The 20,075-nt window shown below is 44.6% G+C and carries 15 protein-coding genes and 3 pseudogenes; 4 read left to right on the top strand and 14 right to left on the bottom strand.

The window, feature by feature from the left end; all coding sequences use genetic code 11:
* Window positions 1-2: 2 nt before the first annotated feature.
* From ACPF7I_RS01970 to ACPF7I_RS01905, 14 genes and pseudogenes are all read right to left on the bottom strand, one after another.
* Window positions 3-791, bottom strand: a complete 789-nt coding sequence (locus ACPF7I_RS01970) for an NERD domain-containing protein (RefSeq protein WP_430745138.1) — start codon at window positions 789-791, stop codon at window positions 3-5.
* A gap of 36 nt (window positions 792-827) precedes the next feature.
* Window positions 828-1,346 carry a hypothetical protein gene (locus ACPF7I_RS01965; RefSeq protein ID WP_430745139.1) on the bottom strand — a complete coding sequence of 173 codons (519 nt, stop codon included), beginning with the start codon at window positions 1,344-1,346 and terminating at the stop codon, window positions 828-830.
* Window positions 1,347-1,696: 350 nt separating this feature from the next.
* A complete protein-coding gene (locus ACPF7I_RS01960; protein ID WP_021322736.1) occupies window positions 1,697-2,206 on the bottom strand; it encodes a hypothetical protein in 510 nt (169 codons plus the stop codon).
* 84 nt (window positions 2,207-2,290) lie between these two features.
* A pseudogene (locus tag ACPF7I_RS01955) lies at window positions 2,291-2,920 on the bottom strand (DUF4351 domain-containing protein); the annotation flags it as partial.
* A 275-nt stretch (window positions 2,921-3,195) separates the two neighbouring features.
* Window positions 3,196-3,945: a hypothetical protein gene (locus tag ACPF7I_RS01950; protein WP_430745141.1), complete on the bottom strand. Its 750-nt coding sequence runs from the start codon at window positions 3,943-3,945 to the stop codon at window positions 3,196-3,198.
* Between the two features lie 677 nt (window positions 3,946-4,622).
* Window positions 4,623-9,035: a hypothetical protein gene (locus ACPF7I_RS01945; protein WP_430745143.1), complete on the bottom strand. Its 4,413-nt coding sequence runs from the start codon at window positions 9,033-9,035 to the stop codon at window positions 4,623-4,625.
* On the bottom strand, window positions 9,019-9,765 hold the full coding sequence (locus ACPF7I_RS01940; RefSeq protein ID WP_430745145.1) for a DUF6063 family protein: 747 nt from the start codon (window positions 9,763-9,765) through the stop codon (window positions 9,019-9,021). The genes ACPF7I_RS01945 and ACPF7I_RS01940 overlap by 17 nt, the downstream gene beginning before the upstream one ends.
* Window positions 9,762-11,267: a replicative DNA helicase gene (locus ACPF7I_RS01935; RefSeq protein ID WP_430745146.1), complete on the bottom strand. Its 1,506-nt coding sequence runs from the start codon at window positions 11,265-11,267 to the stop codon at window positions 9,762-9,764. The genes ACPF7I_RS01940 and ACPF7I_RS01935 overlap by 4 nt, the downstream gene beginning before the upstream one ends.
* Complete coding sequence (locus ACPF7I_RS01930; RefSeq protein WP_430745148.1) at window positions 11,249-12,265, bottom strand: Wadjet anti-phage system protein JetD domain-containing protein; 1,017 nt, start codon at window positions 12,263-12,265, stop codon at window positions 11,249-11,251. The genes ACPF7I_RS01935 and ACPF7I_RS01930 overlap by 19 nt, the downstream gene beginning before the upstream one ends.
* 189 nt (window positions 12,266-12,454) lie before the next feature.
* Window positions 12,455-13,311: pseudogene (locus ACPF7I_RS01925) on the bottom strand (IS982 family transposase).
* A 109-nt stretch (window positions 13,312-13,420) separates the two neighbouring features.
* On the bottom strand, window positions 13,421-13,807 hold the full coding sequence (locus ACPF7I_RS01920; protein WP_111646634.1) for a retropepsin-like aspartic protease: 387 nt from the start codon (window positions 13,805-13,807) through the stop codon (window positions 13,421-13,423).
* Window positions 13,797-14,051: a hypothetical protein gene (locus ACPF7I_RS01915; RefSeq protein ID WP_430745150.1), complete on the bottom strand. Its 255-nt coding sequence runs from the start codon at window positions 14,049-14,051 to the stop codon at window positions 13,797-13,799. The genes ACPF7I_RS01920 and ACPF7I_RS01915 overlap by 11 nt, the downstream gene beginning before the upstream one ends.
* Window positions 14,052-14,361: 310 nt before the next feature.
* Window positions 14,362-15,735: pseudogene (locus ACPF7I_RS01910) on the bottom strand (IS1380 family transposase).
* 352 nt (window positions 15,736-16,087) lie between these two features.
* A complete protein-coding gene (locus tag ACPF7I_RS01905; RefSeq protein WP_430745152.1) occupies window positions 16,088-16,585 on the bottom strand; it encodes a MarR family transcriptional regulator in 498 nt (165 codons plus the stop codon).
* A 41-nt stretch (window positions 16,586-16,626) separates the two neighbouring features.
* Between ACPF7I_RS01905 and istA the strand changes: the two genes are divergently transcribed.
* The 4 genes from istA (at window position 16,627) to ACPF7I_RS01885 (ending at window position 20,075) form a co-directional block, all read left to right on the top strand.
* The gene (gene istA / locus ACPF7I_RS01900; RefSeq protein ID WP_430745153.1) at window positions 16,627-17,829 is read left to right on the top strand and encodes an IS21 family transposase; all 1,203 of its coding nucleotides are present in this window, start codon (window positions 16,627-16,629) and stop codon (window positions 17,827-17,829) included.
* Entirely contained in the window at window positions 17,826-18,581 is a 756-nt protein-coding gene (gene istB / locus ACPF7I_RS01895) for an IS21-like element IS5376 family helper ATPase IstB (protein ID WP_430745154.1), read from the top strand. The genes istA and istB overlap by 4 nt, the downstream gene beginning before the upstream one ends.
* Window positions 18,582-19,014: 433 nt before the next feature.
* Window positions 19,015-19,545: a helix-turn-helix domain-containing protein gene (locus ACPF7I_RS01890; RefSeq protein ID WP_430744046.1), complete on the top strand. Its 531-nt coding sequence runs from the start codon at window positions 19,015-19,017 to the stop codon at window positions 19,543-19,545.
* Window positions 19,546-19,562: 17 nt separating this feature from the next.
* Complete coding sequence (locus ACPF7I_RS01885; protein ID WP_128999662.1) at window positions 19,563-20,075, top strand: IS630 family transposase; 513 nt, start codon at window positions 19,563-19,565, stop codon at window positions 20,073-20,075.

The raw sequence follows: 20,075 nt of genomic DNA, 5'->3' as shown, positions 1-20,075 counted from the left end.
GTTCAGCCAATCGACTGCGTAAACTTGCATTTCGGATAATTATTGCAACCTTTAAATGTTCCGTATTTCCCTTTCCGAACGATTAGAACACCGCCACATTTTGGACAACGGTTTTGCTGTATATGTTGTTCCGTCTGCTTTTGCTTCGTTCGAATCGTTTGCACGTGCCGCTTTTTCATTTCTTTTTCTTGTGTCTTATCTTTGGCAAGCACTGTTTCTAATTTTTGAGCTAAACGTTCCTTTGTTTCCCTATCGATCACTTTTGTTTGATGTTGCTCGAGCACTTGTTTCAATTGTTTCGGATAAACCACATAAACATGGGCAAAATGAGCATTTGATTTAAACTTTGCCCGCGTCAAAAACACGACAACCGAGTGAATCGGAATATGCGCAAACTCCTCCCCAAGCCAGTCTCTTAACGCCTTGATATGCCCTTTGTTCTGCAAAATAGGATTAAGAAATTTTTCTTTTCGTTTATAAATGACTTGCGTCCAATATTTTGACGTTTCATCTCCGAAAATCCAGCCGCTGTAATTTTTCGTTTCGATGACAAACAGTCCTTGATCGGAAAGGATAATATGATCAATTTGCGAAGTTGAACCGTCTTGTTTTGGAATATACAGGTTATGAAAAGCTTTGTATTTTCCGGATGATGTTGCTTCTATATTTTTAATTGCTTTACGGACTTTATATTCTCCATACGATCCAATCCATTCCGCTTCTTTTGACTTGATCCATCTTGCCAGCAAAACAAGCAAGAGCAAAAGAAGCAATGTATAGAAAAGACCCATATTCACAATTCCCCTCCCCGCCCCCAAATGTTATTGTTACAAACTGCTCAATCGACTTCTTTCAATTCTTATCGTATTGTCTTTTCCGTCTAGCATATCGGCACGCTTGCTGCCGTAAATGCGAAGCCACGGGGAACCTTTGACCGCCTTCACCGACAGCCGCGCTGTTCCGCGAATCTGTTCTTTTTCGATATCCACGCATTCGAGAAATTCATCCCAGTAGACGATGGCAATCATTTGGTTGTAATCACTTAACTGCTTCTGGCCGCAAATAAAGGCAAAGATAAATTCTTTTTCTTTGTTGTTTTCGTGATGAATCTTAGTAATTTCTTCGATCTCATTGTCGCTAAACGAAAAAGACCAAGTAAAGTCCTTGGAACCTGATGGAGTGGTATTGTACTTCGTATAAATGATATAACTCGCTTTATTCGTCGTGACTTCGTATATTTGCCGGTTATCGTTTTCTTTTTCAAACAGTGCAGGCGCCAGCCCCCCATTAACCAACGCAGAAAGCAACGCCCCGTAATAGTAATCGGCTTTGCAAATCGTTGTCATTGTATTCCCCTCCCTTATTCCTAAATCCAAAAAAGCTCATTTAACTCGATTGTACTAATATTTGCAGAAAAATGCTATCGAATATTGTCAAATTATTTACAAATTTCCTATACGTAATCAACTAATATGCCGACTGAAAAATCGGGCGATCACAACAAAAAACTACCCCATCATCTTAGGGTAGCTTTCTCCTTTAGCGGGTAACAACAGGTACCAGGCCAATACATATTCGGGAAAAAGCGAAGAATAAAACCATTAAAAAACGCTGTGCCATCTTTTTATTTAAACAAGCGGTCGTGGTCAATCGTTATACATTTCACTCCACATGCAAAATATCGTTTGAAATCTCTTTATTTCCTCCCATAATGTATACGTTCTCGCTCCCGGTTAAATTCTTCATGCAACTTCCCTTGTTCGTATTCCATCAAATAATTTAATGTCTGCTCAATGGTTGCTATTTTCATTGTTATTAATATATCGGAAGAAGTATCCTCGTCATCTAATAATGTTCTCTTGTATCTCTCCAGTTCCAAAAGGCGCTCCATTATTTCTTTAAATCCTCTAATCGTCTTTTCATCCTTATAAATAAAATCACGTTCGAAATCAATATCCTCTAATTCCTGTTTATATTTGTTAATCGTGTTATCACGCATTTGTCTTGCAAAATCAGCTCTTCTTTGAATCGGACCAAAACGAAATTTATTTCTCCATGATAAAAATGTACTTTTAGGCACGCCTAACTCGCTTGCCCCTTCCCAAGGAACAACATCTCTAATCACGCAAAGTTCATACATAATCTCTTTCAACGGCTTACCGTACTTTTTTTCTACGATTTCTTGATAATCTTTATTTGTCATCATTGGAATCACATCCTTATTGTGAGTTTATCGCTAAATGTAAAAACGCTATTTCAGGAGCTAGCAGATGCCAAGCACTGCCCCTTCCTACTCATCTTTTACCCTTTTATGAACTTCTTCTTCCGTTAGGTCAAATATATGTGCAATATCGGCAATGCTCATTCCTTTTGCAATCATTTTTCGCATCATTTCTCGCTCTTTTTGCTTAGCTCCTTCACGTTTTCCTTTTTGTTCATACGAAATCAACAATTCCAACACTTGCTCTTTTTCTTTTGTTTCCATTTGATTCACCTCGTTTCGTAATCGTTGTCCTTCTTCATCCGACAATTTCACATATGTTTCAAAAAAGCCCATTAACAATCTCTGCTTTGCTTCATCCAGCTCTAAACGAACTAACATGCGTAAAAACTGTTTTTTCAATTCGATTCGTTCACTTTCAGTGTAACCCATTTTGCTTAACAGCGCAGCGGCGATCGGGTTGTCAATGCGAATGTAGTTGCGCCAATTTTGTTTGCGTAGTTCGACGGTGAAAAAGCGGAAGTGAAGAATGTTGCCAAACGGAAGTTGAAGCGTAGATGAGGACGGTTCATTGCGGATGGTATCGTAGCTGAAAACGGCAATCGGAACGACATTCGTGCGGTATTTTTCAAACAAGCGGCTAAAGTAAATGAACATCCGTTCAGGAAACGACGGTTGCACGTAGCTTTGATTTTCGAGCGAACAGTGCCTGGCACTGTTCGCTATGGAAGGCGTATGCCTAATTTTGGATAATCAACACTCGTGGTATCATCTTAAAAAAACAGGAAGAAAAAAAGGAAGCTCCGCCAGCCTTAACAAATCAAGAGGAACTTCTTATGGAAATTTTCGATTTGTTGAAAAAGCAGCAATTGGAAAGAGAATAACTCAATACTATAACAGAGTCTTCCCCTCGGTTAAAGGGACAGGCTCCGTTTTTTGGCGAAGAGCGACAGGTACTGTTCATCAAGATAATGTTAAATCTCAAACAGCCTAATTAGCACGTTTTCATCACCACGAAGCAAGATTTCTTCATAATGAGTCAAAGGATTATCTGTGTATCTCCAATTTCGCGTATTTTTTTTGTTGCAATCCCATATCACACCTGTAGGCCAATTTTTAGGTATTTCTCTATTGAAGAAAACAGCAGCCCCAAAAGTTGGACATCCCCAATGCTTAGAAGCACCTGCAAACCCATGTTTTGCAAAAAGTACGTCACCTGAATTGTCTTCACCAATTGGATGAAATTGATGCACTAAGTCTAAGATCACATCGACACCAGAATTTTTTAACTTTTCCTTCTTAATCCCAAATACATCATAACAAACTGCCATATAAAATTTCTTGCCTTTTAGTTCAAACACCCTTGAATAGCCATCTTCTAAAGATAAATGGGAATCTGCCCCATCAATCTCTTCAAAATCGGTTGGATAAAACTTCCTACCAATAGCTTGTAATCCATCCTTTGTAAACAACACGGCCATTTGATCCAAACCATACCATCCATCTATTCCCAAGCAAATAGCCATATTACTATTTAACTTTTTCAAATATTGTCCAATGACTTTATTGAGGATTGCATATAAGGTGTTAGGATAATTGCTCGTTCGATAAAAACCCGCAGGTAGGCGATCCCCCAGTTTTTTTGCACGATTGGCGGTCGACGACATTAATAATCGTTCCTTAAGCCCATTTTCCCAATTACTAGAGTACTCCTCATCGTTCAAAATAAGTTGCCTCATCGTTTCATTACATATATCGAAATGCCCTTTGGCAAATCAGCTTTGTTGCTTTTTTCATCACCATTTGATCGTTTGCCAGTTCGATTTGTATTTCATCGCTTTGATAAAGATCGAGTCTGCAAGAAACTCTGCTGGAAACGTCATTCCCAGCGAATGGCCAATTTTTAATACTTTCTTTCTACCCTTAATATTTTATCTCTACTCTTTCTAACAAATAACCTCTTTTCAGTGCGATGGTGTGCATTGGCTGTGCTGCCGCGAAAAAAGCTAAACAATGCAATAAATTTATGTTAATAAAGTCTTACACTTACATGAATTTATTGATGAACCTTATAACAGCCAAAGCTAGAAGAACATATATAGTCCAGTTTGCCGCCCTGTTCATTTTACTTTTTCCCGCAGTTTGTTGATTCATTTCATACATCCCCTTTACATTATCGGTAACTATTACGAATAATTGTAAGTTCTAAGAGTACATCATACAAGCTGAAGTTCCCGCTGAATGACTTACTCCTTTTACAGAAAAAAACTGACCAAGGAAGCGAATCTTTCACCCCTGTGGCCAGTTGTTATTAAATGCCCCTATCATCATTAATCATTTGCGTTATGATGTGTTGTATGATGAAATTTATCCCACAGCTCTCATTGACTCTTCCAATCTCCTAAAACAACTCCAACTGCTCGGTTTCGCCGAGGCGTTCGAGTGATTTTGGCTCGTGATCTTGGAAGTAGGCGTAGTGGAGCCATTTTTCCTTCGTCATCACCTGCTTGCTCGGGTCGGACGATGGACGGAGGCGGCAGCTGTAAATGATCGGGAAGTAGTCCCTGAGAAACTTGCCTTCCGCATGTGCGGTCAAGGCAATGATTTGGAAGCCGAGCTGTTCAGCGATAAAGAAGACCGGGTTGAGCACGTGGTCGCTCGACGCTTTTCCGAACGGATTGTCTAAAATGACGGTGCGATGGCGTTTCATCGTCGGCTGGATGTGCTGCTTTTTCTCTGCGACATAGTTGAGAATGCCTAAAAAGAGTGTCATGTTTTTGCTCCATTTTTCGCCGCCAGACCAGACGTTGCTTTGCTCCCACGAATACGAGCGCGTCGTCACTTTGTTGTCGTTCGTCACCTTTCGGCAGTTCACTTTCATGCCTTCGTTGTTCATGATGACTTGGAGAAGCTGCTTCGATTGCAGCCACATTTCGATTTCTTTTCTCACCTTCGCTTCGTCTTGCTGGCCGTGCTCGTTCATAAACCGTTCGGACTCGAGCTGCTGCAAAATCCATTCAATATGGTTGCGAATGCGCGTCTTGCCGACTTCTTCTTCCCACTCTGGAATCGTAAACGTGAAAATGCGCTTCCATTCGTCTCCGACTTTTACTCTTGTTTTGTTCGGGATTTGCTTCAGCTCCTCCACCAATGTGCGCAAATGGGTGTGAATATGATTAATAAACGCTTGAAGCTCCGCGTCTTTTTGCCGGATATGTTCATTCGCGTAGTTCGTCGCGCTTTCAACGCTTCGCATCATATTTTTCTTAAAGTCGATAATGTCTTCGTACGTCTCTTTATGCTCAATGCCGTTGATCGCCGTTTGCCGCATTTTCATATCTTTAATCGAAGCGTTGCAAAACTCTCTAAAAGAACGTTTCGCGCGCTCGACGCGGCTTTTCGCCTCTTCGACCGCTTGTCTGCCCGCCTTTAAGCTCTCGGTGATACCGTCGATAAAACGTTGGCGCTCGTACGTAAATGCCGTTGCTTCTTCCGCGCTCAACGAAAGGGCGTCGATCGTCGGCGCATTGAAATGATGCACTTCTTTAGATAACTCTAAATGGCGTTCTGCCTGTTCAATGCTTTTCATCTTTTTCGCCAGGCGCTCATGTTCTTGGTCGAGAAACGCCTTCCGTTTCTCTAGTTCTTCTTTTTCGGTTTTCAAATGATCGGCGATCTCATCAAGCGATTCGATGAACGGCCAACGTTCTTCATTCGGATATTGTTGTTGAAATTGCTGCTCTTTCGTTTTTAACACGCCGCTTTGCTGCTCCTTGCTGATCAAGGCATCTTGCACGTCTTTGTTTAACCGCTTTAATTCCGATTGGAGCGACGCGATTTGTTCTTCTAACCGCTGCAGCACATACGGTCCGTCGCTTGGAAACGAACGCGTTTCGTCGAGGTCGGGGTACTGCCGTTTCAGCTTGTTTATTTCGTTCGTGAGACGCTCGATTTCTCTTTGTTCAAACTCCTGCTTCGTCTTCCACTCGCCGTACGTCGTTTTGATTCCATGAATTTGATACTCAAGCTGGCGAATTTTATCGCGAATAATGCGCTCGCTTTCGTCTGAATAAAGCGGTGTAAAGGAGCGGAGCGATCGATAGTCATCGCTTCGCTCAATGGAAAGTCGCTCTGCTTGCAGCGACCGCATGCGCTCTTCGAGATCCGCTTTTTGTGCCAGCACATCCTCAAGCCGCGCGTTGAGGCGCGCGATGTCTTTCTCGAGCGCCGCGAGCTTCTCGTCGAGCGCTTTCGCCTTTTTCCGCTCTTCTTGCACTTCTTTTTCATATTGCATATACTTGCTGGCATCTTTAATTTTGTCTCTCCATCCGCGCATTTCCTCATCGTATTTACTACTAAGCGACTGCGCGTGCGCGATGTTGGTGCGCCATTCGTCGATGCGCGCTTTTTCTTTTTCAATCGCCATGTTCAGCTGCTCGATGCCGCTGATGAGCGCGGCGTATTGCGTGCGAGCCGCTTCAACTGTTTTGTACGGGTGAGCTTCCAAAAACGCGCGCCATGCTTGTTGCGCATCTTGCCACAATTTCAGTTCCGCTTCTTTTTCTTGACGGCGTTCTGTCATGTCACGGGCGCTTTCGTTGATGCGCTCTTTCCATGCGCGGAACGACTCCGGATCGCTCGCTTCCTCCCAATAGCGCGGCGCGATCCATTCGTACGAAAGCACTTCGTCTTCGATGCGCGCCGCTTCGTCCGCCGCAAGCACGACAATCGGCAGCTGCAAGCGGTCATTTAAGTACTGCACTTTTTGCGCGAGCCGCTCCTTCGACTTTGCCGTTGTAATCAGCGCCATCGGCCAGAGCGGAAACGCCCGCTTCTTCGCGCGGTCTTCTTCCTCGAGCGACTGTAAATATTCGACGCCCGTCGCTACGTAGTCAAATTGGTTTTTCCACGAGGCGAGCTGCTGCGCTAAAAACGGATCGGCGAAAAAGATGTCTTGCTCGCCGTACGCATCTGCGAGCCGCGAAGCGATGCGCTCGCGCACTAACAGCTCCTCCCGCTCTTTCGTTCTCTTCTCGATTTCTTCTTGAAGTCTCATTTCGATCGTCGCTTCATGGGCGTAGACGCTATCAAGTGCGGCCCATTGCGGTCGGAGCGATGCGAGCTTCTTGATGAGCGCTTGCTCCTCGTTTTCGAGCGCTTTGAGTCGTTGCGCCAGTGCCTCGCATTCCGCACGCTTTGCCGCCCATTGTTGTTGGAGCGCTTCTTTTTTCGCTTCCGCTTCTTGTTCCGCTTGGTGGAATTGCTTCACCTCTTGGCGCAGACGGACGATTTCCTCGTCAAGCCACCGTTCGCGCTCGATCCATTTCGCCATTTCTTCGTCTACCGATTGCTGGGACGGATTCGCCAAAATGCGTTGTTTAATTTGCTCCATGTCGTTCTCTCTTGCGTCAATGAGACTTTGAATGGCGGCGCGCTTTTCGCGGGTATCCTGCTTTTGCCGCTCACACGCTTCCTTTTCCTTCGTCCATTGCTCCAGCTGCGCTTGAATCGGGTTCAGCTCATAGCGAAGGCTTCGCTCGTCGTTGTCGATATCCTCAAGCTTCTTCATGAAATAGCCGAGCAGCGAGCGGCGCGCCGTTTCCAATTCTTCTTCATAATTAGCCAGCTTCTCGTCGCCCTTCAGCTTGGCGATCTCCTGCTCAATGTACGCAAGCGCTTCTTCGTGCCGTTTTCGCGCCTCTTTTCGCTCCGCCAGCTGCAGCGAATAATAGTCGCGCTCGAGCCGGGCGAGCACCTCTTCCTTTTCTTTCTGCCGCGCGAGGACGAGTTCGTATTCGCGCTGAAGCTTTTGCCAGCGCGTTTCTTCGACTAAGATGTCATATGTCGCGCGCTTTTTGTTGTGCGCGGCGTCGTTTTGTTTCCACTCTTCCAGTTGAGCCGCGATGTCGTTCTGCTCTTTGGCACACTCTTGTTTTTGTTTCAACGTTTCGAGCCATACCCCTTTGGCGCGCTGCTTCGCTTTTAAATAGGCGAGCTCTTCGCGATGGAGTTGTTCGTACGTGTCGACGTATCGCTCCAACTCCTGTTGGATGAGCTTGTTTTCTTCGATTGTCTCTTTCAGCTTTTTATAATGTTTGAAACTGGCAAGCTGTTTTTCAAACATATCGGCAAACAGCTTCTCGTCATGGCCGACGATGGCGCTTTCGACAATCGGAATGAGCAGGCGGTCAAACAGCTGGTTCGTGCTTTTGCATTCGTCGAAAAACGCTTCAACGCCGCCTTCCGAACTATTAATCTTCACCACGCTTTCCCATTCGCTTGAAATAATGTGATATTGCTCTTCGATAAACGACTTGTATTCTTTAATCGTCGCAAACGTGCGCGCTAAAAACGATTTTTCTTTCATATAACTATAGTAATCTTGTATTTCGCCGCGTTCCGCCGGGCGCTTTCCGTCTTTTCCTTCGCGCACGAATGGGATGCCTTCGATGCCGTGCGGGTCGTTCGCGTTGTATTCATAGACGTAGCGGAGCGAATCGAGTCCGTTGTTCGTCATGAACAGCGAAACCGCGGTCACGACGTACCGCCTAGGCTCGTCGTTCAACATCCATTCGATCGCAATATGGGCTGGGGCGTTTTCGAGCTGCAGCGTGTTTTTAATTTTCCGGTCCGCCATATCGACATGAGGCAAAATCGCTTGCATCACCGTTTGAATAAACACCGTTTTTCCTCCACCATTTTCAAGCAAAATCGCCCCATTATGCCCGTCAAAGCGGAAGATTTCATCGTTGTACCGTTTGCGCCCTTCTTCATATACAACGTTCGTGAGTCGAATTTTACTGATCGCTGGCATCGTCCTTCTCCCTTTCAAATCCGTAAATAAATTCAAAAATCCCGCGGTTGTATTCCACTTCCATGAAAAATCGCTGAACAATTGTTTTTGCTTTTTCCGTCAACGCGACTTCATGGTTGCCGATGTCGACAATAAGGCCTTGGTCGATTAAAAAGCGCCTTGCCGTGTCGATGAAACTTAAACGGCTAATCGTATTGCCGCTTTGCTTTTTCGCCGTTTCTTTAATATCGTCCATCGCATCCCATTTTTCAATAATAAGGCTCCAATTGTATGAAAACTCTTGTTCGAATTGTTTCAATTCGTCCGGGTCGTGCTGTTTCAATTGATCGATGCGCTCTTGGACAAGGTGCACCCATTCGTCCATGCCTAAAAATTGCCGCGTTGGTTCTTGGCTTTGATACGTATCGTAAAAGCTGCCAAACAAGACGAGCACCGTAAAATAAAGCAAGTACAAATCGCCGTTCGTGGCACCTGAGCGAAGATAATGGCGCTTAATCCAGTCGTTGCTGACATGGAACGGCGACAGCTTCGTGCGCGGCACGAGAAACATTTGCTCGCTCGTCAAAACGATCACGCAATCGACTTCGCGGCTGAACATGTCCAACAGCCCGCGTATATCATCATCTCCTTTATAAAGCTGCACCGCCTGCTCGCCCGCGACGCCGTGGCGCGCTAGTGTCGTATACAGTTGAAACGCTTGAATGACTTTTTGCTCTGGATAATTTCTCATTGTTCCCTCACCGTTATCATCATGTCTTGAATTGAAAACCGTTCACATTTGCGAATAATCCGATCTCCTTCTTGGACATCCAGCACATTTCCGCCAAGCAAGACGAGCGCATCCCCTAAAAGCGTGTTTCCTTCCTCCCCTTGCATATCGCCGTGTTGAACCGGGGAGCGTTGATGCATAATGATCCAAAAATCGTAAAAATAACGCTGCTCATACAAGCGCGACTGTCCGATGTCGTCCAAGTAACTGAAAAACTCCGAAAGCGTATGGGCGCGCCCAAGCTGGTGCGCCTCTAAAAACAGCTGCATCAATTCTTTATATTTTGCCATAAGCCATGTGCGATACGGATCGTCGCCCGCCGCATCGTCCGCTTCAAGAAAGCGCGGCCCAACTTTTTCTTCCCGCTCTTCCGTAATGTTTTGCTCCGCAAAAATCGCAAGTGGCGACCAAAACCGATTTTCTTCGACTTTTAAAAACGGGTGAAGCACCCCTTTCATCGCTTCGAGAGGAAGCGGGGTCGATACGATGTACGACACGATGTCTTGGTCGAAATTGAACGAATGAAGACCCGTATAATAAAGCGACTCCTGCGCCGTGATAAGCGTCGTATTTTTTAACGAAAGCGCCTTGTCCAGCAAAGCAGAATGCGCATAATGCACCGACTCTAATTCCCGGGCGATTTTTAAGACAAGTTCATACGTCTTCGTTTCCTTTTGATGAATATCGCGCGCGTACAGGCGTTCCCTCGTTTCATTGACAAATTCGCGCAGTTCCTTGAACTCCTCATCCTCTCGCGAAAGCCGACTGTAGATGTCGTCGAGCAGCTGTTTATACCGTTCAAACGTCTCTTCGGAAATAATGCTGCGCTGAATTTCATGCTTCAGCCGAGTCATGCGTTCTTCCAACGTTTCGACGTCAATTCGCATTTCGTTGATTTGTTTCAACGCGGCGGCGAATTCGCCTTTTTCCAACTGTTTCCGCAACATCAACTGGTTAATCGATAACTGGAATTCGCTATAAAACTCCTTCGTCGCAAAGACGAGCTCAAGCCCATCTTCATCGAGCGTGTAATATTGCGTATTCGTTTTCACATCGAAATCGTTCGCTTTTAAAAGGGAATATTCAATCGCGCTCTCTTCCCGTTTTTCCCAATCGTAAAACGAATAACTCCGTTTTTTCCCCGTCGTCGGGCGAAACGTTTGAATAATCGTCCGCGCCAAGTCTTCGTACATCTCGTCATCTAACACGTACACATTTTCCGTTAGCTTTTTTAAAAAAGACGCGAGCTGTTTTACCCCAGTTTTATACTGCCGCATCAGCTTTTGTTCAAAGAAAAACAAAAGCGCCAATAGCCCGAGCCCTTTCATATCAATCGGCTGCCCATTGAGGTCAGTTGAACGCTTCCGCTCAAGGTCAAAAAGCGGATCAAACAGCGCAAGCCTTCTGATACGCTCGCGATAGCCGTCCGTCACCCCTGCCAATTCTAGCTTGTCCACTGCCATTCCCTCCAAATTTGTTGCAGTTCCCTCGTTTTCAGCATTTCTTGCGGATAGTACAGGCCGGAAGCCAACAGCTCTTGAAGCTGCTTTTGTTCATCCGGTGCAAAATAAGCGAGAAACTCGTCAAGCGCCTCCGTCCGTTCCATTTGATAGTCTTTGCCTCGCGCCGGGTCCTTTCGCAAACACGCCCGGTAAAACGGGAGCGCCGGCGAAACGGGCTGCTTTTTCGCAAGCGAATGCCAAATCGCAATACCTTCACGGTCAATGTCGCCAAAGTAATAAAAACGATGGTCCGCTTTCACCGGATATTGCAGCGAAAATTGTTCGATGCTGCTAATTATGGCTTTGCCTTCCCCGTAAATCAGCGTCGAAAAAGCGGTGTCTGGAAGCGCGGGAAGCAGCGCTTGATACGTCGTTTTATTTTCAACAATGAGGTGAAGCTGGACCGCTTCCGCTATTTTTGCCGGATGGACGGCTAACATTAACGGTTCGGACACGGGGATGATGCGAAGGCGGTCAAAAAGACCGATTCGCTCAAGCAGCTTTTTCCCGTCGCCTTCGGTGATCCATTTCTCATCGCCGACCAACTCCACGCTGCGCTCCGGTGCGGGAACGGGTTCGCTCGGTAACGAATGCGTCTTTAAATAGTCGTCAATTTTTAAAATGAACGGCACATCGTTGTTCCAAACGGACGGATCTTTGCCGTAATAGGCATCGAGCCGAATCGCCGGATGAAGCCGATTTTGATAGCGCTGCAGCTCATGATGATAGTCTTCTATAAATCTGCTTTTATGAATGCGATATTGAAAAGCGAGAGACGGCGTTCTCGTCGTCCGCCCTTTCGACTTCACCATTTCAAGAGCCCCCTCCGCCTCCAGACGCAAAATGATTTCGGAAAACTCATCATACGTACGCACAAAAGGCTGAATGAGCTGTTCCAGCTCCCCTAACGAAATCGTCCGCTTCGGAAAAACGGCTAGCAATCTTTCAATCTGTTCCAATCTCGCTCCACTCCCACAAACTGGATTTTCTTTTATTTATTATACAAGAAAACAAGAGAAGGAGTATATGAATGATTGTTCCCAAACTTGAGGGGATTGCAAAACGAGGGAAGATGATGAAACACCAGGCTAAGGGGCTTTCACTTTTAAGCCAAAAACTTGAGGAGAATTTTTCGTTAAACTATAGTTTTACGCAAAGTTTGAGGCAGGAAATAAAATGCCATCTAGTGCTGTTTCAAACCCATCGACGCTATTGGCACGGATGGCAGTAAGACGAAATAGATCGGTAAGAACAGAAAAAGTGGTTTCCGCGATTTTACGTTTTCGACGCATCCACTGTGCCCACTTTTTCGGCGAAACCGTGCATTGATTTTTGCGAGATGGTGTCCAGAACGCAATCCCATATTCACGATAAAGCTTCTCTTGTAATGGTTGACTGACGTATCCTTTATCTCCTAACGTGTAAGGATGCGGAAGTTGAGTCATGACTTCTTCTGCCACGATTCGATCGTGATACGAAGCAGCCGTGACCACATATCCCATCGGAAGCGATCGTTCGGTGATCTGGATGTGTAACTTAAATCCATAAAAGAACATTTTCTTAGAAGCACAATATCCGATATCCGCCACATCCCGAAAACGTTTGACACGCGAAGCACGCGCATAGTGACATAGCTCGATCGGTAAACTGTCCACGACGGCATAGGCGTGATGTTGTCCACCTTTGGCGAGTTGGTATCGAATCCATTTGATCGCCCAACGCAACGAGCGACATCGACGGTTGTATCGAGAACGTTCAGGGAATATTTCGTGAATAAGTTTCCAACGATAAAACGATGCCACGCTCGCTCCGATGTGAATCCGAAAAGCTTCCCGAGCACATGGATAGCAATGATGACCGCATCGGTTTGCTTCAACAAGTGCCGATTGCGTCGTTTCAAATGTGGTTCGATATAAGACAACTGTGTGATCACAATCGATAAAATGGCGGCATATTGTTTTTGAATTTTGGCTTTGTTTGTTGTAAAATGAAAGTGCTCTTGCATGGAACTTCTCCTTTCAAATGTTAGATCGCACTTTCATTTTAAAGGACAGTTTCGTGCAAGGGTTATTTTTATGTTCAATGATCTTTATCTAGCACCACGGGTTTATCCTTTATTTTTGACCGGAACGATACATTTCTAATTTGTCCAGGTCTAGGACAAGTCCAGCGTCTAGCAATATATCTAATCCTAACAAACCGTTAATCCCATCATAGTCCATCCCACTAAAATCAATCTCATACTCTATCAGTTGAAAAGAACCTAATTTAATAGAGTCCAATTTCTTCGTAAATGCGTGCTCTTTTCCACCGATTCCATAATAAGTAACAATATGATCGCCCATCTCTACTCGCAAATCAATATCCTCTACTGCATTTTGAGAAATCAATGTTTTAACAGCACCAGTATCAATGACCATATTATTAACCAACTTAGACCTTCCTTGATAAACAATTTCTATCGATGTAAACAACAACCCATCACGATATTCAATCTGCATAACGAAATTTCCCTCTCAGGCCAATCGTTCCACGAACTTTTAAGACAATCTCCTCGTGACTAGTGTGATAAACAAGCTGATCCCCTTTTGATTGCAGTAACTCACAAGTTGCATCCTCATCCGAAACCGTTCCAATGACAGCCACCTCTTCAATGATTTCCTGATCACCCTGTAAATGAGACTTCAATACCTGTAATTTCACAAATTGGTTCGGATACAATGAACGCACTTCCTGCCATTCCATCTCCATCACCTCAACTTGTTCTTTCAATTGATTATATCACTACCCAAAAACCGAAAAAAGAGAGATGCGGGAAATTAAACAAGGATTTTCCGAATTAAATATTGCCTGAATCCGTGATGAATTGAAATCGACTTTGATTTTGTTGTAATTTTGATGGATTGATAATCCATAAAACCCTTTTTATGCTTATGACCTATGTCATCTCTATTTCCGAAAATGGAACAAATCTCTTTTTTAGGTATACGAACCAAAAAATAGACAAAAAAGCCCAGGGAGTGACGTTGGACATCAGCACTCGAACATTCGTTCGTTATCTTGCCTCTCTCCATTTCTGATAGACGTTCAGTAGGGGCTCGCTATAGCCACTCCTTCGCGTCAGTTACATCCAGATCTGTCGTGATCGACGGACGAGTCGCCCTGCCATCGTGATCACCGTCTGAATAATCGTCTTGATGCGACGGCGTTTCACTTTGTGGTGCAACGGATGTCTCGGATCGCTTAATAGATCTTGTCCAATCAGACGAAGAAGGTTGTACACGAATGCTCCCATGACCAACACGAGCGCATTCGTTTTCATCTTCCCAGATGGAAGCCGCTCTAAATCTAAGTCGCTCTTCAGTTCGCTATGAAACTGTTCGCATGTCGCATGGTCATGATACAACGCGAGCACATCGCTCATTCGAACATGCTCGTATCCTTTGAGCCGCACCCAATAGCTTTCCACTTCATAATCAGGAACGAGCATCAGCTGTCCATTGCGTTCCATCGTCCGTTCCGTCACTTGGGTGACTTGAACGTACGTATACGTGTGTCCATCGATTGCTGCGGTCTGTGGAAGGCATAACTCATACGTTTGTACTCCTTCGGTTTGTCCATCATCGATGCGTCTGCCCTTTTGCGAAGCGATCTGGAACCAAAGCGCTTTCGATTCTCGGCGTAAGTTTCGCTTGATGACAAAGTCCACGTCTTCCTTTAGACATACGTGCACATTCGCTTCCGCATCGTTTCCTGCATCCATGCGGACAAGCAGACGAGACGAGGTCAGCGGACGAGCTCGACGGATGGCGGTAGTTAAAAACGAAGGCATGTTGTCTTGTACATGTTGTTTCCCTGGACGCAGCTCGGCATGAACGATATACCCTTCCTTCCCTGCGTACGCAAACAACGGCGTAAAACCGTCAAATCCTTTATACGTTCGACTCACTCCTTCTTTCTTCGTATCGGAGTTGTCAAATGGGGAAGCATCTATATCAAGGGGAAGCCATGTCGTTTTCCCTTTCGCCCAACAAGGGGACAAGGTAGCGTGTTGTCGAACCAACAGACGCATCGATTCCTCCCAAATGATGGTTTCGGTCATCGGAAGACAAGCGAGCTGATCGAGACGCTGTCGCAACGTTGGGGAGGAAGGTACGTGCCGAATGCCCATTGATGTCGAAAAGATATCGTCCTGACGATACGCTTCGATATGATCAAAATCCGTTTTTCCTGTGGCAAGCAAGCCGATCATCGAGCGAATGACGTCGCTATGGGAAATGTGCACATCTCGACGAACCGTTGGGAGCCGAAGGGCGTTTACCCGTTTATCCAGTTTCGTTCGATGGAGTAAGTAGCCAACGAGAGCAAGCCCAGCACTTGGGGTAATCGCTTCATCTGTCAATACAAACCGAATCGGGAAATCTTTCATCATATCACCTACTTGATGAAGAATCGTCAACGTCGTTTTCCCTTATCGTATCAACGGTTTGCGACCATTGTAAAGATGTTTTGTCACGGATTCAGGTACTTACTATATACTATTATTTCAGTTTACGCAGCTTATTTTTTATTGATTCCCAACATTTATTAAAGCTCTGCAAGTCAAAACAAACCAGCTGACTCAGTTTAGTCGGCTAGTTTGTTTTTTGGCATTGAAACATTTTAGTTCCAATAAAAAACCCGATCCAATAAAAATCGGATCGAGTTTTACAGGATAGGACCTTTTGTAAAGGTTAAGTCTTTTACGCCATTTAGTTTAATAGCATAATAATTAATTCAGATTATTTTACTTCTTCAATCTGTTTATCTTCATTTACAAATATAATAGATATTCCAGTTCTTTCTTTTGCAAGACGAGGTAAACGTTCCCATAGATTACGATATTGCTTCATATCAGGTAGAGCTATGCTATATTTTGCATTCGGATCACTCATCCTTTGAAGCGTTTCCCCTAAAATAGCTAAAAAGTAGTTTACTCTCATCGCACTTCGCGAGCCACAACCCTTAACTTCAATTATCCACCTTTCTTTACCTTTGAACGCATCAATATCAATACCTTGACTCTTTCCCCATGCAACCTGGGTGCTCCAACCATTAGAAATAAGATAATTATTTAATATTTCTTTAATTTCGTCTTCAGACAATCCGTCTTTTTTAGAGGATTTAAATTCTTTTTTCTCAAATTCAAATTTAAAATCACCTAAGTAGTTCCTAATTAACCCATCTTGTGTTAAAGCCGATGATAAAATCCCCAATATAGCCGGAATAAAATTCCCCACTTACAATAGAACCATAGTGTCAACGAGAGGAGCTATGGTTCATGATTACGAGAGGGGAATTTTTTATGATCAAAGAGATGTACGAAAGGGGAATGAGTATTTCCGATATTGCGAGGGAGTTGGGGATTGATCGGAAAACCGTTCGAAAATATATTCACTCCCCCAATCCCCCTTCCAAATCTAAGCGAAAACAAAGAAAAAGCAAGTTAGATCCATTTAAAGAGTATCTTCAAAAACGAATGTTAGAGGATGGGGTGTTCAATAGCGAAAAGTTATTTTTCGAAATTCGACAACAGGGCTATACAGGAGGAAAGACGATTTTAAAGGACTATATAAAACCTTTCCGAGAAACGGCGAAAAAGAAATACACCGTTCGTTATGAAACGCTTCCTGGTGAACAAATGCAAGTCGATTGGAAAGAAGTCGGGGAGGTGATAATCGAAGGGAGAAAAGTCAAGTTATCGCTATTTGTGGCCACATTAGGCTATTCGCGGATGAAATACGCGGTATTTACGACCAGCCAGGACCAGGAACACTTAATGGAATGCCTGATTCAGAGCTTCAAGTACTTTGGCGGGGTTCCGAAGAAGGTGTTATTTGACAATATGAAGACCGTTACAGACGGCCGGGAACAAGGAGTGGTGAAATGGAATCAACGATTTTCTGAATTTGCGAGTTACTACGGATTTATTCCAAAAGTGTGCCGGCCTTACCGGGCCCAGACAAAGGGAAAAGTCGAACGAGCCATTCAGTATATCATGGATCACTTCTATGTGGGGACAGCGTTTGAAAGCATCGAGGAATTAAATTTCCTTTTACATCGTTGGCTCGATCAAGTGGCGAATCGGAAGCCAAACGCCACTACCGGCATTCCTCCGCAAGAGCGTTGGGCAGAGGAACAGCTGAAACCTCTCCCGTTGAACGATTACGATACGAGCTATCTTTCCTATCGGAAGGTGCATTGGGATGGCAGTTTCTCTTACAAAGGGGAACAATGGCTTCTATCGGCGGAGTATGCGGGCAAAGAAATTCTGGTGAAGGAGCGATTAAATGGGGATATTCGATTGTATTATCGAGGGGAGGAGATTTCTTACTTGAACCAACAGAAAAAAGTGATTTCATTCGCCGAAAAAATCAAAAAGAAACAGACGGAAACGGCCGTCACCATTTCGCCTGTTTCGGTGGAAGTGGATACTCGTCCATTGTCCGTTTATGACACGTTCCTGCGAGGGGAAAGCTCATGAAAGAACAAATACACGAGTATTGCCACCGTCTTCATTTGCCTGTCATGGCAGAGCGATGGTCCGCCATGACAGAATACGCAGCTACTCATAATATACCATATTCGGAGTTTTTATTCCGCTTATTAGAGGCGGAAATCATCGAAAAACAGGAACGATCGATCCAAACGCTCATCAAACTGTCCAAACTGCCATATCGCAAGACGATCGATACGTTTGATTTTACCGCGCAGCCTTCGGTGGATGAGCGCCGGATTCGAGAACTGCTTACGTTGTCCTTTATTGACCGGAAAGAAAATATCCTCTTTCTCGGTCCACCGGGGATTGGGAAGACACATCTGGCTATTTCGATTGGAATGGAGGCGATCGCAAGAGGGTATAAAACGTATTTTATTACCGCCCATGATTTGGTCACTCAGTTAAGAAAAGCCGACCAGGAAGGAAAGCTGGAAAAAAAGCTTCGCATGTTTGTGAAGCCAACCGTTCTCATTATTGATGAAATGGGGTATCTAAAACTGGACCCGAACAGCGCTCATTACTTATTTCAAGTGATCGCCCGGCGGTACGAGCATGCCCCGATTATCCTCACCTCCAACAAAAGCTTTGGGGAATGGGGAGAAATCGTGGGAGACTCGGTATTGGCGACCGCGATGTTAGATCGATTACTGCATCATTCCATCATTTTCAACCTAAAGGGGGAAAGCTATCGATTACGGGAAAAGAGGCTCCAAGAAGAAAAACAGAAGGATCAATGAAAGGTCCTTCTGGGGAATTTTAAACCGGCGATTTCGGGGAAAAAATAATCGGCCTTGACATCTTGTCCTCTGATACGTTTAATTATTCCTTTTGATTCCATATTCCTGCACGTTATATTAACACTTTGCTGTGGTTCTCCCCTCCCCTTTATCCTGTCAGTGATTTCCCTATCGGTTAAACCATCCTCAATTTTTAATAGCTCAATAATTTGCTCTTTTAAAGTTGATATTTTCTCCACCCCCTAAATAACAATTTTATCGCACCTATCCATTCCTGATATTAGCAAACAATGATTTCAAAACTTTAATTATACAATCGATACTTAATATTCCCCTATATACATGCACTTTAAGATGATGACTTCTGTATGAACACCTTTTTCCATGGTTATACTGCTCCTAAATACTCATGTGTAAAAGGAGCGGAAAGGACATGAAACGTCTTAAAATTACAAATGATCACGGTTGGACACCTCGAACACTTCGGAAACAAGAACGGAAAATCAAAGATGCTTCCCTTCGTGTTCGGGTGACTGCCGTTCGTCTCGTCATGGAAGGGTTTCTTGGAAAAGATGTCGCAAAAATGGTTAATCTATGCCGTCAATCGGTTGCACTTTATGTGGCACGTTTTAATGAAGGTGGGCTCGATCATTTACTCGATCGTCGCTTGCCACCTGGTCGCGTGCCATTTCTGACGGAAGAACAACAACAGGAGATCAGACAACTTGTGTTAACCACCACCCCTGTGGATGTCGGCTGGGGCATTTCTTCGTCATGGAACACACGTATATTGCAATCTTACATCCAACAAACTTATGGCGTTTCGATGTCACGGGAAGGCATCCGAAAGTTATTGCATCGTCTTCGCTTGTCATGGACACGCCCGACCTATAAGCTCGTCAAAGGCGATCCAGTGCGTCAAGCAGCCTTTGAAAAAGAACTCGAGTTTATAAAAAAAAACTAATCACGGAAGAAATCGTTTTGCTTCATGTCGATGAGACGCATGTTCGCGCCTATCAAGCGCTTCGTACGACATGGGCAGAAGTAGGCAACCAAAAACAAGTCCCGAGCTACGGTCACCACGCTCACGTTTCCATTTTTGGCGCAGTCGACGTGCAACAAGGGGACGTCGTGTTTCATCGTGCTTCGTCTGCCAATGCCGAGACGTTTCTAGACTTTTTACATCTGTTGAAAGAGAAATATGCGAATCGATTCATCGTGCTTGTGTTGGACAACGCGCGTATTCATTATGCCAAGATGGTGCGAGCATTCCTTGATAGTCAAGAAGGTGCTACTTTTCACTTTATCTTTTTGCCACCGTATTCCCCACAGTTAAACCCTATTGAACGGCTATGGAAGTGGCTAAAAGATGAAGTCATTGCTAACGTCTTGCATAGAGATCAAAAAGACATCGCCCAGTCGATTACTCGGTTTGAACAGCACGTCTTACAGCACCCAGATGAGGTGTTACGCCGCATCGGGTGTGCTGCGTGA

The sequence above is a fragment of the Anoxybacillus dikiliensis genome (assembly GCF_050613275.1).
GTDB lineage: Bacteria > Bacillota > Bacilli > Bacillales > Anoxybacillaceae > Anoxybacillus.
This window is presented reverse-complemented; position numbering and strand designations above follow the sequence as displayed.